This is a genomic window from Paraburkholderia sp. BCC1876, assembly GCF_902833695.1.
Taxonomy (GTDB): domain Bacteria; phylum Pseudomonadota; class Gammaproteobacteria; order Burkholderiales; family Burkholderiaceae; genus Paraburkholderia.
In genome coordinates, this window is the sequence record NZ_CADFGI010000006.1 from 149,749 (window position 1) to 163,021 (window position 13,273).

The window sequence follows — 13,273 nt, forward strand, 5'->3', positions numbered from 1 at the left end:
ATAATTAAGAAATACCGGTTGGAGGCGCTTCATGGACATTCGCTCTCGTTTTGGCTTACGCGCTGTCATCAATGCTTCGGGCACGATGACAGGCCTGGGCGCGTCCAGCGTCGGCGCACCGGTGATCGACGCGGTGGCGCAGGTGCTGCCGCAATTCGTCGAGATCGACGATCTGCAACGTAAGGCCTCGGCGGTGATCGCTGAGGCGTGCGGCTGCGAAGCCGGTTATGTCACCGCGTCGTGCTCGGCGGCGATCACGCTGACCATCGCCGCCGCGATGACCGGCGACGACCTTGGCCTGATCGAACGTTTGCCGGATACGACTGGCATGCCCAGCTTGCGCAATGAAGTCGTGATCCAGACCGGCCACCTCGTCAATTATGGCGCACCGGTGGACCAGGCGATCCGTCTGTCCGGCGCGCGCGTCGTGCCGGTTGGCGCGGCCACCGAAGCGCACGGTTATCAACTGAACACTGCGATCACCGAACGTACCGCCGCGGCACTCTACGTGGTCTCGCATCATACGGTGCAATTCGGTTTGATCCCGTTCGAAGAGTTCGTCGCCGTCGCGCACGCGAAAGGCGTGCCGGTGATCGTCGACGCCGCCTCTGAATACGACCTCAAACGTTTTATCGCCGCCGGCGCGGACCTCGCGCTGTACTCGGCGCACAAATTCCTCGGTGGTCTCACGGCCGGCATCGTCGCGGGCAAGAAAGCGCTGGTACGTGCCGCGTATTTCCAGAACGGCGGCATTGGCCGCGGCATGAAAGTCGGCAAGGAAGGCATTGTCGGCGCGATCGTCGCACTCGAACAGTGGCAGCAGCGCGACCACGTCGCGATTCGCGCCCGCGAGCGCGGCTACCTGACGCTGTGGCGCGAAACGCTGAATCGTTGCGAAGGTATCTGGGCGGAGCTCGACGCCGATCCGACCGGCAATCCGCTCGACCGTCTGAAGCTGCATGTCGATCCGAAGCTGGCGGGCATCTCCGCCTGGGATCTCGCCGATGCGCTCGCGCGCGCGCCCGAGGGCGACGCGCCGGTGATCGTGCGCGATCACGAAGCGGAATTGCATTTCTTTTTTCTCGACCCGTGCAACCTGCACGCGGGCGAAGAGCAGATCGTGCTGGCCAGAATACTGGCCGAACTCGAACGGGCGCGCGTGGCGTCCGAGCCGATCGTCACGCCGTTCCATCAACGCGACGCGCGCCGTCTGGCCGCGCGCCGCAACTGGCCCGACTGATGTTCTCCGATTGATCTTTTCCGGTTGACTCGGTTCAGTTAGCCACCCCGAAGACTGTTGTTTGACCCGAACACCGGACGCCCACCCGGTGTTGCTTTGACTCGTCTGTTTAGTACTACCAATATCGCCGGAACATTGAAATGTCACCGGCGTTCGTCACTTTTCGACTTGAGGAAACCATGATGCACAAGCAGATCTTTCGTACCGCCATGGCGCTCGCCGCCGCCGGACTCGCCGCCCAGGCCGCGCACGCGCAAAGCAGCGTGACGCTCTACGGTATCGTCGACGCGGGCTTTACCTTCACGAATAACCAGAAGGGCGAGAAGGCTTATCAGGCGACCCAGGGCAATGTGCAGGGTTCGCGCTGGGGCCTGCTCGGCACGGAAGATCTGGGCGGCGGCAACAAGGTGATGTTCAAGCTCGAAAACGGCTTCAGCCTGGAGACCGGCGCGGCGGGTCAGGGTGGACGGATCTTCGGCCGTAGCGCATGGGTCGCGCTGGTCAACGATAAGGCCGGCACGATCACGCTGGGTCGTCAGTACAACAGCGTGCAGGACTATCTGTCGAATCTGCAGATCAACGGCGTCGGCGCGATGAGCCAGTACGGCAACGCGATCTACGACAACGACGATATCAACAATACCTACCGCACCAATAACGCGGTCAAGTACACCACGCCGACGTACGCCGGTTTCACCGCGAATGCCATGTACGCGTTTTCTAACACCGCGGGCGAATTCGCCAACAATCGCGCATGGAGCGTCGGCGCGGATTACGTGAACGGTCCGCTGCGTCTCGATGCGGCGTACTCGCTGGTGAATCAGCCGGCGACCAGCACGGCGGGCGCGGCGCCGTCGGACAACTACTACAGCGCCAGCTCGTCGATCATTAGCGGCGTGAAGCGCAACCAGGTGTGGGGCGCGGGCGGCGCGTACGTGTTCGGCCCGGCGACCGTCGCGTTGCTGTACACGAACTCGCAGTTCCAGTTGCTCACGGGCGGCAGCCTGCGTTTCGCCAACTACGAAGCGAGCCTGAAGTATCAACTGACGCCGGCTACGCTGCTCGCGCTCGGCTACATCTACACGACGCAGAACACCAGCGGCACGACGGCCACCAACGCGCACTACAACCAGTTGAGCGTGGGCGGCGAGTACTTCCTGTCGAAGACAACCGACCTGTACCTGAACGGTATTTACCAGCGTTCGTCCGGTTCGAAGGCATGGGTCGAGGGTATTTCGAATCCGTCGAGCAACAACGGCCAGTTCGTGACCGTCGCCGGCATCCGCCACAAGTTCTAAGCACGCGGCCCGCGTCGCCGCACACCTATAGAACATTGCACGCGCTTCAACGCGTGCAAAGCGGCGGCGCGGTTCTTTCTCTTCAGGAGCACCTATGGCGACCGTTCAAGGAAGTCTGTTACTCGTCTATGCATTGATCGCCATCATCGCGCTGGTCGTGCTGATCGCGCGCTTCAAGATGAACCCGTTCATCACGTTGATGATGGTGTCGGTGGCGTTGGCGCTGGCCGTCGGCATGCCGGCGACGTCGATTCTCAAGTCGTTCGAAACCGGCGTGGGCGGCACGCTCGGCCATATCGCGATCGTCGTCGGTCTCGGTACGATGCTCGGCAAGATGATGGCCGAGTCGGGCGGCGCGGAGCGGATCGCGCGCACGCTGATCGGTCTGTTCGGGCCGAAGAACGTGCATTGGGCGATGATGTGTATCGCCTTTCTGGTCGGCTTGCCGGTGTTCTTCGAAGTCGGTTTCGTGCTGCTGATTCCGATCGCGTTCAACGTCGCGCAACGCACCGGCACGTCGATGATTCGCGTCGGTATTCCGATGGTCGCGGGGCTGTCCGTCGTGCATGGTCTGATTCCGCCGCACCCTGCCGCGTTGCTCGCGGTGACCGCGTACAACGCGGATATCGGTCACACGATTTTCTACGCGCTGATCGTCGGCATTCCGACCGCGGCGCTGGCCGGGCCGCTGTTCTCGAAGCTGATCGCGCGGTTCGTCGTGCTCGACGGAATCAATCCGATGGCGCAGCAATTCATCGAGCAGGACGCGAAGCGCTCGCAGCAGGACCTGCCGGGCTTCGGCATCACGCTGTTGACGGTGTTGCTGCCGGTGCTGCTGATGCTGGTGGGCAGTTGGGCCGATGCGATCGTGCCGGCGAAGTCGGCGGCGAACAACGCGTTGCGTCTGATCGGTCACCCGGATATGGCGCTGTTGCTGGCCGTGCTGTTGAGCTTTATTACCTTCGGTCGGGCACGCGGTTTCAACCGTGAGCAGATCCTCAAGTTCACCAACGAATGTCTCGCGCCGACCGCGGGCATCACGCTAGTGGTGGGGGCGGGTGCGGGCTTCGGACGCATTCTGATCGACAGCGGCGCGTCGAAGGCGATCGTCGACGTCGCGACCGGCGCGCACGTGCCGCTGCTGATTCTCGCGTGGCTGGTGGCGGCATTGATTCGCGTGGCGACCGGTTCGGCGACGGTGGCGATGGCGACCGCGGCGGGCATCATCGCGCCGATCGCCGCCGCGGCGGCGGGCACGGTGGGCGGTGTGCGTCCCGAGTTGCTGGTGCTGGCGACCGGCGCGGGTTCGCTGATTCTGTCGCACGTGAACGACGGTGGCTTCTGGCTGGTGAAGGAGTACTTCGGCATGACCGTGCCGCAGACCTTCAAGACGTGGACGGTCTGCGAAACGATTATTTCGGTGACGGCGTTGTTGCTGACGCTGGGTTTGTCGACGGTGATCTGATGAAGTAGAGGATGAAGTGCGCGCGGCGCGTTTGAGAAGACGCGCCGCGCTTTTTCCTGCTACGAGCTCTGCTGCGAAATGAACGCGGCAATCGCGTCGTTTAGCGCCTGCGGCGCGTCGCGATGCGGGGAATGTCCGCAAGCGTCGAGTTTGGCGAGTTGCGCGTGCGGCACGCGCTCGGCGATGGTGTCGATCTGCGCCATCGTGCCGTAGTTGTCGTCATGACCTTGCACGGCGAGTAGCGGCTGGCGAATCGAACTCAACTCGTCGACGATCGACCACCGCCTGAACGCCGGATTCAACCAGATGTCGTTCCAGCCATAGAACGCCGAATCAACGTCGGCGTGATAGCGGCTGAGTTTGCCGCGCAGGTCCGTGGATTCATAAAGCTGTTTCGTCTGCGCGATGCTTTCCACCGAAATATCTTCGACGAACACATGCGGCGCAATCGCCACCGCGCCGGCCAGCGCATCCGGATGCAGCGCGGCATACAGCAAGGCAATTGAACCGCCGTCGCTATGGCCTACGAGCCACATGCGCCGACGCTCGCTCGCATCGATCTCGAGTGCGTCGAGCAACGCCGGCAGAATCTCGCGCGCCTGCGCCGTCATGAAATCGACCGGCCATTTCACGTCATGCGCGCGCGGCGTCGACAGTCCGTAGCCGGGCCGCGAATAGACCAGACCGCGCATGCCGAGCCGTTCGCACAACGCTTGCGGCCAGTCGCGCCACATCGCGATCGAGCCGAGCCCTTCATGCAGGAACACGGCGATCGGCGCTTCTTGCGCCGCCTCGTTGACCCAGCGATACTCGATACGCAGCGGAGCTTGCGACGCACCAGCGGGCAATTCGGCAAAGCGACTGGCCGTACTACTGACGGCAGCGCCGACGGCGGGGTTCTGCATGGATCACCTTATGACTGTTCGCGCAGTTTGAAGCGTTGAATTTTACCGGTGGCGGTTTTCGGCAAGTCGTCGGCGAATACGATATCGCGCGGATACTTGTGCGGCGCGAGGCGTTCCTTGACGAACGCCTTCAACTCATCCGCGAGTATCTCAGACGCCGCGAATTCACGCTTCAACACGACGAACGCGCGGGTTTTGACGAGGCCGCCATGATCGACCCCGACCACCGCCGCTTCGAGCACCGCGTCGTGTTGCACCAGCACCATTTCCACTTCCACGGGCGACACGTACTGTCCGCTGACTTTCAGCATGTCGTCGCTGCGACCGGCGTACACGTAGCAGCCGTTCGGCAAGCGGCAGTATTTGTCGCCGCTGCGAATCCATTCGCCGAGGAAGGTCGCGCGCGACTTCTCGCGATTGCTCCAGTACATCAGCGCCGCGCTCGGCCCCTTGATATACAGATCGCCGACTTCGCTATCGGCCACAGGGTGCCCGGCCTCGTCGCGCAATTCGACTTCGTAACCAGGCACGGGACGTCCGGTCGTGCCGTATTCGACCGCCCCGGCGCGATTCGACAGGAAGATGTGCAGCATTTCGGTCGAACCGATTCCGTCGAGAATCTCGCAGCCGAAGTGCGCGGTGAAGCGCTCGCCGATTTCGCGCGGCAACGCCTCGCCCGCCGACGTACACACGCGCATCGCGACGTCGGCGCGCGCGGGCAACGCGGGCGACACCAGCATGCTCGCGTAGAGCGTCGGCACGCCGTAGAACACCGTGGGCCGATGCCGCATCAGGCGCGTGAAAATCGCGTCGGCGGTGGGCCGTTCCGCCATCAGAACAGCGGTGGCGCCGACCGACAGCGGAAAGGTCAGCGCGTTGCCGAGACCGTACGCAAAGAAGAGTTTGGCCGCTGAAAAGACCACATCGCTTTCCACGATGCCGAGCACCGGCTTCGCGTACAGCTCGGCGGTCCAGTACAGATTCGCGTGCGTGTGGACCGTGCCTTTCGGCTTGCCCGTCGAGCCCGACGAATACAGCCAGAACGCAATGTCGTCGCAACCGGACTGGGCTGACCTGACTGAGGGCAGGGCGGCGTCGATCAGGTCGGTGAGCACGGGCGCGGATTGCGGATCATCGGCGCGCGGTTGCGAGACGATCAACTGGCAGCCGTCATGTTCCGCCGTATTCATCGCTTCGATGACGTTCGGCAAGAGCGCGCCCGAGGCGATCACGGCGCGCGCGTGGCTATGCGTGAGCATGTACACGTAATCGGCGGCGGTGAGCAGGGTATTCGCGACGACCGGCACGACGCCCGCATAGAGCGCGCCGAGAAAGGCGATCGGCAATTCGACCGTGTCGTGCATGACGAGCAGGACGCGTTCTTCCGGATGCACGCCGAGCGTGCGCAGCGCGGTCGCGAAGCGTCGTGCGCGGTCTTCGAGCGTGGCGTATGAGGTCGCGCCGGTGTCGTCGACATACGCCGTTTTGGCGGCGCGGAGTTTGTTTAGTCCGAATAGATACGACGCGAAATTGAACAGCGCGGGCGGCGGCGCGACCGTCGCGGCGGGCTGGCTTGCAGCCGGTTCCAGCAGAGCTTGCATGTGTCTCCTCCATCGGGGTGGGGCGGTCCGGCTGTTGTGCGCTCTTGATCCGCTCGATGTGTGGCTTATTGCGTGTCGCGTGTTTCCTGATCTCAATGTCTCGTTGCGTCGTTGTCTCGTTCTGCTAGGCCGCGGGCAAATGCGTCGTTTGCGTGAGCGCTTCGACAGCAGCGGCCGTCGCCTGAATGGCCGAGCGCCGGTGATAGAAACCCAACGCCCGCAAGCCGCCGAGTTCTTCGCCGCCGCCCGCGCGTCCTGGTCCACCGTGCAGCGACATCGGCATCACGTTGCCGTGGCCGGTTTGACTCTGTTGCACCGACGGCGAAATCGCGTGAACGCGGCCGTGCGAATCGGCTAGCGCCAGCGCGAGCCGGCCGAGGTGCGCGTCGTCGTTCGAATAGATCGATGCAACGAGCGAGCCCTGACCGCGTCGCGCAAGGGCGACGGCGTGCGCTTCGGGCAACGCGTTCGCATCGGTCGAAACGCGATACGGCGCCACGCTCGCCACCGGTCCGAACACTTCGATATCGTGCAGCAGCGTTGCACTGTCCGGATCGTTGACCACGAACAGATGCGGCGCGATGCAAGCCGCGATGCTTGCGTCCGCATCGATCAGCGGCACGGCCGAGCCGTCGTACGCGAGCACGGCCTCCTCGCGCAGCGTGGCGATACCTGCAAGCACGTTGTCGTACTGTTCGCGGCTTACGAGCGAACCCATGCGCACGGCGTCGTTGCGCGGGTCGCCGACGCTGATCTTCGCGAGCTTCGCCTTGAGCGCGTCGAGCACGGCTTCCAGCGAAGCTTCCGGCACGAACGCACGACGGATCGCCGTGCATTTTTGCCCGGATTTCACGGTCATTTCGCGCACCACTTCCTTGATGAACAACTCGAACGCGGGCGTTTCGGGCGTTGCGTCGGCGCACAGAATCGCACTGTTCAGGCTGTCGGCTTCGACGTTCAGACGCGCGCCGTGTTGCACGAACGCCGGATGCGCGCGCAGCGTCGCGGCGGTGTCGGCCGAGCCGGTGAACGACACGACGTCGAACGCCTGGATCTGGTCGAGCAGGCCCGCCGAGCCGCCGCAAATCACCGACAACGCGCCGGGCGGCAAAATGCCCGCGTCGACCACGTCGGCAACCATGCGCTGAGTGAGCCAGGCCGTCGCCGTTGCGGGCTTGACGATCACCGGTACGCTGGAGAGCAGGGCAGGCGCGGCCTTTTCCCACAAACCCCACGACGGAAAATTGAACGCGTTGATAAAGAGCGCCACGCCGCGCGTGGGTGTCAGCACGTGCTGCACGCTGAACGATTGATCCTTGCTCAACGACACGGCGTTGCCGTCGCGCAGCGCATGCACGTCGCCGAGCGCCGCGCCGAGTTTCGCGTAGTAGGACAGCGTGAAAATGCCGCCGTCGATATCGACCGCCGAATCGTTGCGCGTGGTGCCCGAATTCGCGGTGGCGATCGCATAGTAGTCGTCGCGGCTGGCTTGCAGTAGTTTGGCGATGTCGGCGAGACGAGCGGCACGCTGTGCGTAGGTCAGTGCGCGCAATGCGGCGCCGGCTTCCTCGCGAGCGAAGTCGAATGCTTGCGCGAGGTCGAGGCCTTCGCTCGATACACGCACGAGCGCCGCGCCCGTCACCGGATCGGTGAGCGTCACACCGGTGCCGCCGCCGGCGACCCATTGGCCCGCTACGTAGTTCTTCAAAAGTTCAGTCATGGCATGTCTCTGGCAGTGAGCGGTGAGCGATGAGCAACAGGCAATCAGGCAGCAGTGAATTCAATCGCGCCTTGCGGCAGCAGATACAACACCAGCGCGTCGCCGTTCGCCACCGTCGGCCGATGCGCCGAGCCGGGGCCGTACACGCACCAGCCGGCCGGATGGCCGTCGAATGTCGCGCCCTCGGTGAGCGGCATGATCAGATCGATCTCGCCATGCGGATGCACGTGATGCGGGCCGGCGATGTTGTGCATCGCGACCACATCGACGGAAAAACCGTGGGTGTCGGGGAGCGCCTTGAAGATCCGGCCGTAGCGGATGCCGCCGCCTTCGCGGTTGCACAGCCAGCCTTCGGCGACGCCGGTGCGGCACGCCGCGGCGAGTTCGCGGAAAGTCTCGCCATCCGCCGGCCAGGTGTCGTTCAGCCAGGCGGCGAGCTGGCCGTCGAGCGGCCGGTCGGCGAGTTGCGTGGTCACGCCGGCAATCAGACGCTGGAATTCTTGGGGGGACATGTGAGCCTCCAGATCGGTGCGCACGCAACTTAATTCATGCGTGGTGCGGCGCCATCTCCGTGACGCCGCCGATAAATCTCGACAGCGTTTGTTATTGGATCAATATTTGGCGAAAATTAACCGTTCACCCGGTGTGTGTCAAGCACTATAGTACATGTATCGAAGTTGAGAGGTTGTAAAACATGAACCAAAATTACTCTCCCGCACCCTTGGACGATGCCGCCGACGAAGACGCCACCCGCGCCGAACGGCCCGAGCGCGAGGAGCGCGATCCGTTCCTGACCGCGATGGGCGAGCGCGTGCGCCTGCTGCGCGCGCGTCGCGGCATGACGCGCAAGACGCTGGCGACCGAAACCGGCTTGTCCGAGCGGCATCTGGCGAATCTGGAGTCGGGGGTCGGCAATGCTTCGGTGCTGGTGCTGCGGCAGATCGCGGCGACCTTGAACTGCCCGCTGGCTGAAGTGATCGGCGACGAAACCACCGCGTCCGCCGAATGGCTGCTGATTCGGGAACTGTTGCAGGGCCGCGATCAGGCGGCGTTGCAGCGCGCCCGCGTGGCGCTGGCCGAGATGTTCGCGCAGGCGCCGCGCGACCCGCATCGTAAGGACCGGATCGCGTTGATCGGCCTGCGCGGCGCGGGTAAATCAACGCTGGGGCGGATGCTCGCGCAGGAGCGCAAAGTGCCGTTCGTCGAGCTGACGCGCGTGATCGAACAACTGGCCGGCTGCCCGCCGTCGGAGATTCACTCGCTGTATGGCGCGGCCGCGTACCGGCGTTATGAACACCGCGCGCTCGAGGCCGTGATTCAGGAGCACGAGCGCGCGGTGATCGCGTCGCCGGGCGGGCTGGTGTCGGAGTCGGGCACGTTCAACGCGCTGCTGTCGCACTGCTTCACCGTGTGGTTGCAGGCCACGCCGGAAGAGCACATGCGCCGCGTCGTCGCGCAAGGCGATTTGCGGCCGATGTCCGGCAACAAGGAAGCGATGGACGACCTCAAGCGTATCCTGGCCGGCCGCGGCGAGCTGTACGGGCGGGCCGACATGAGCTTCGACACCAGCGAGAAAACCCTCGCCGACGCCTATCTGCAACTGCGCGACCGTCTGGCGGCGCGCGTCGCGGCGGAGGCGCCGGACGATGTGGGCGGCTGAGATGCACTGAGGCGTCAGGGTTTACACCTTAACATGCATTAAAGTGCTTTACATGGATGTGATGATGCACTATTGTTCAAAAAACAATGTTGCATCGTCCAGTCAGGAGACGCCCCATGTCCACAGCAGCAACCGCCATCGCGCCGGTCGACTACCGCACCGATCCCTCGCAGTACAAACACTGGAAGCTGAGCTTCAACGGCCCCGTTGCAACGCTCGGCATCGATATCGCGGAAGACGGCGGCATTCGTGACGGCTACAAGCTGAAGCTGAATTCGTACGACCTCGGCGTCGACATCGAATTGCACGATGCGATCCAGCGCATTCGCTTCGAACATCCCGAAGTCAAAACCGTCGTGCTGACGAGCCTGAAGGACCGCGTGTTCTGCTCGGGCGCCAACATCTTCATGCTGGGTTTGTCCACGCATGCGTGGAAGGTCAACTTCTGCAAGTTCACCAACGAAACGCGCAACGGCCTGGAAGATTCGTCGCGCTACTCGGGCTTGAAGTTTCTCGCGGCGGTGAACGGCGCGTGTGCCGGCGGCGGTTACGAACTCGCGCTCGCTTGCGACGAGATCTATCTGGTGGATGACCGTTCGTCGTCGGTGTCGTTGCCGGAAGTGCCTTTGCTCGGTGTGTTGCCGGGCACCGGCGGCCTGACGCGCGTGACCGACAAGCGCAAGGTGCGCCACGATCGCGCGGATATTTTCTGCACGGTGGTGGAGGGCATTCGCGGCGAACGCGCGAAAGCGTGGCGCCTCGTGGATGAAGTCGTGAAGCCGAACCAGTTCGATCAGGCGATTCAGGCACGCGCGCTCGAACTCGCCGCGCAGAGCGATCGTCCCGAGCACGCGCAAGGCGTGGCGCTCACGCGTATCGACCGTACCGACCGGGACGACGGCCTGACTTATAAAACGCTCGACGTCACGATCGATCGCGCCAAACGTATCGCCACCTTCACCGCCAAAGCGCCGCACACCGATCAGCCCACGAGCATCGACGCGATCGTCGCCGCCGGCGTGAACTGGTGGCCGCTGCAATTCGCGCGCGAACTCGACGACGCGATTCTGTCGATGCGCACCAACGAACTCGAAGTCGGCACCTGGGTGTTCAAGACCGAAGGCGACGCCCGCGCGTTGCTCGCCGCGGATGCCACGCTGATGCAGCACAAGGATCACTGGCTGGTGCGCGAGACCATCGGCTTGCTGCGCCGCACGCTCGCGCGCATCGACGTGTCGTCGCGTTCGCTGTTCGCGCTGATCGAACCGGGCTCGTGTTTCGTCGGCACGTTCGCGGAACTGGCTTTCGCCTGCGATCGTTCCTACATGGCTGCCTTGCCGTCGAATGAAGACGAGGAACCGGCAATCACGCTGTCGGAAGTCAACTTTGGTTTGTATCCGATGGTCACGCACCAATCGCGGCTCGCGCGACGCTTCTATGAAGAAGCCGAACCGCTCGATGCCGTGCGTTCGCGAATCGGTCAGCCGATCAAACCCGTCGACGCTGAACGCCTCGGTCTCGTGACCGCCTCGCCCGACGATATCGATTGGGCCGACGAAATCCGCATCGCACTCGAAGAGCGCGCGGCCATGTCGCCCGACGCGTTGACCGGCCTCGAAGCGAATTTGCGCTTCAACGGTCCGGAGACGATGGAGACGCGTATTTTCGGGCGTCTCACCGCATGGCAGAACTGGATTTTCAACCGGCCGAATGCAGTGGGCGAGAAGGGCGCGCTCAAGGTGTACGGCAAGGGCAGCAAGGCGCAATTCGACGTGTCGCGTGTTTGACCGCGCACGACTCGACTCAGGCGCCGCACGCCAATAACGCGGCCTGACACAACGCCTTCTGCCAGATACGCCTCTCACCGCGTTTGTCAGATTAAGCACCGCAGTTTCCGAACCAGGAACCGACCATGTCAACGATCAACTACAGCGAAAAGATTCCGAACAACGTCAACCTCGCCGACGACCGCACGTTGCAACGCGCGCTCGAACAATGGCAGCCGAATTTCCTGGCATGGTGGGGCGATATGGGCCCCGAAGGTTCGCACGGCTACGACGTCTATTTGCGCACGGCGGTCAGCGTCGACGCGGGCGGCTGGGCGCATTTCGATCACGTGAAAATGCCGGACTACCGTTGGGGTATTTTCCTGACGCCCGGCGAGCAGGACCGCAAGATCCACTTCGGCGAGCACAAAGGCGAAGCGGCATGGCAGGACGTGCCCGGCGAACATCGCGCGAATCTGCGCCGGATCATTGTCACGCAAGGCGACACGGAACCGGCTTCGGTCGAGCAGCAACGGCATCTGGGTTTGACCGCGCCGTCCATGTACGACTTGCGCAACCTGTTCCAGGTCAATGTGGAAGAAGGGCGTCATCTGTGGGCGATGGTGTATCTGCTGCATCGCTACTTCGGCCGCGATGGCCGTGAGGAGGCCGAGGCGCTGCTCGGTCGCCGCTCGGGCGACGACGACAATCCTCGCATTCTCGGCGCGTTCAACGAGAAAACGCCGGACTGGCTCGCGTTTTACATGTTCACGTATTTCACCGACCGCGACGGCAAGTTCCAGTTGTCCGCGCTCGCCGAATCGGGATTTGATCCGCTCGCGCGCACCACGAAGTTCATGCTGACCGAAGAAGCGCATCACATGTTCGTCGGCGAGTCCGGTGTGTCGCGCGTGATCCAGCGCACCGCGCAGGTGATGAACGAACTCGGCACCGACGACGTCGCGAAGATTCGCGCGGCCGGCGTGATCGATCTGCCGACCATTCAGCGCTATCTGAACTTCCATTATTCGGTGACGATCGATCTGTTCGGCGCCGATCATTCGTCGAATGCGGCAACGTTTTATAGCTCGGGTCTGAAAGGCCGCTATGAAGAAAACAAGCGCGACGACGACCATCAATTGAATGGACAGAGCTACAAACTGCTCGACGTGCAGGACGGCAAGCTGACCGAACGCGAAGTGCCGATGCTCAACGCAATGAACGAAGTACTGCGCGACGATTACATCAAGGATTCGGTGGCGGGCGTGGGGCGCTGGAACAAGGTGCTCGAAAAAGCCGGCATCGACTTCCGCATGACCGTGCCGCACAAAGCGTTCAACCGGCAGATCGGCACGTTTGCAGGCACGCGGGTGTCGCCCGATGGCCGCGTGATCAGCGAAACCGAATGGGCCGCCAATGAAGCGAAGTGGCTCGCGTCGCCGGAAGACCGCGCGTACGTTGCGTCGCTGATGGGCCGCGTCGCGGAGCCCGGCAAGTTCGCCAACTGGATCGCGCCGCCGGCCATGGGCGTGAATCGTCAGCCGGTCGATTTCGAGTACGTGCGCTTTAACTGAACGCGTGTGTTCTGTTGCGTTGGCATTACCCGATGGAGGAAGTC

At 63.3% G+C, this 13,273-nt stretch carries 10 protein-coding genes; 6 read left to right on the plus strand and 4 right to left on the minus strand.

Annotated features, from left to right (window positions below; translation table 11 throughout):
- The first annotated feature begins 31 nt into the window (after window positions 1–31).
- The 3 genes from HWY05_RS22465 (at window position 32) to HWY05_RS22475 (ending at window position 4,003) form a co-directional block, all read left to right on the plus strand.
- Window positions 32–1,240, plus strand: a complete 1,209-nt coding sequence (locus HWY05_RS22465; protein ID WP_176059674.1) for an aminotransferase class V-fold PLP-dependent enzyme — start codon at window positions 32–34, stop codon at window positions 1,238–1,240.
- A 179-nt stretch (window positions 1,241–1,419) separates the two neighbouring features.
- Complete coding sequence (locus HWY05_RS22470) at window positions 1,420–2,538, plus strand: porin (RefSeq protein ID WP_176059675.1); 1,119 nt, start codon at window positions 1,420–1,422, stop codon at window positions 2,536–2,538.
- 94 nt (window positions 2,539–2,632) lie between these two features.
- On the plus strand, window positions 2,633–4,003 hold the full coding sequence (locus HWY05_RS22475) for a gluconate:H+ symporter (RefSeq protein ID WP_035546774.1): 1,371 nt from the start codon (window positions 2,633–2,635) through the stop codon (window positions 4,001–4,003).
- Between the two features lie 59 nt (window positions 4,004–4,062).
- On the opposite strand, the gene HWY05_RS22480 is transcribed toward HWY05_RS22475, so the two are convergent.
- The 4 genes from HWY05_RS22480 to HWY05_RS22495 form a co-directional block, all read right to left on the minus strand.
- A complete protein-coding gene (locus HWY05_RS22480; RefSeq protein WP_176059676.1) occupies window positions 4,063–4,908 on the minus strand; it encodes an alpha/beta hydrolase in 846 nt (281 codons plus the stop codon).
- 8 nt (window positions 4,909–4,916) lie between these two features.
- The gene (locus HWY05_RS22485) at window positions 4,917–6,509 is read right to left on the minus strand and encodes a benzoate-CoA ligase family protein (protein WP_176059677.1); all 1,593 of its coding nucleotides are present in this window, start codon (window positions 6,507–6,509) and stop codon (window positions 4,917–4,919) included.
- A gap of 124 nt (window positions 6,510–6,633) precedes the next feature.
- Entirely contained in the window at window positions 6,634–8,229 is a 1,596-nt protein-coding gene (locus HWY05_RS22490; RefSeq protein ID WP_176059678.1) for a 3,4-dehydroadipyl-CoA semialdehyde dehydrogenase, read from the minus strand.
- A gap of 44 nt (window positions 8,230–8,273) precedes the next feature.
- Window positions 8,274–8,741: a DUF4863 family protein gene (locus HWY05_RS22495; protein ID WP_176059679.1), complete on the minus strand. Its 468-nt coding sequence runs from the start codon at window positions 8,739–8,741 to the stop codon at window positions 8,274–8,276.
- Between the two features lie 182 nt (window positions 8,742–8,923).
- Between HWY05_RS22495 and HWY05_RS22500 the strand changes: the two genes are divergently transcribed.
- The 3 genes from HWY05_RS22500 (at window position 8,924) to boxB (ending at window position 13,229) form a co-directional block, all read left to right on the plus strand.
- Window positions 8,924–9,889: a helix-turn-helix transcriptional regulator gene (locus tag HWY05_RS22500; RefSeq protein WP_035546760.1), complete on the plus strand. Its 966-nt coding sequence runs from the start codon at window positions 8,924–8,926 to the stop codon at window positions 9,887–9,889.
- 116 nt (window positions 9,890–10,005) lie between these two features.
- Complete coding sequence (gene boxC / locus HWY05_RS22505) at window positions 10,006–11,676, plus strand: 2,3-epoxybenzoyl-CoA dihydrolase (RefSeq protein WP_176059680.1); 1,671 nt, start codon at window positions 10,006–10,008, stop codon at window positions 11,674–11,676.
- A 125-nt stretch (window positions 11,677–11,801) separates the two neighbouring features.
- A complete protein-coding gene (gene boxB, locus HWY05_RS22510) occupies window positions 11,802–13,229 on the plus strand; it encodes a benzoyl-CoA 2,3-epoxidase subunit BoxB (RefSeq protein ID WP_035546756.1) in 1,428 nt (475 codons plus the stop codon).
- Window positions 13,230–13,273: the final 44 nt, after the last annotated feature.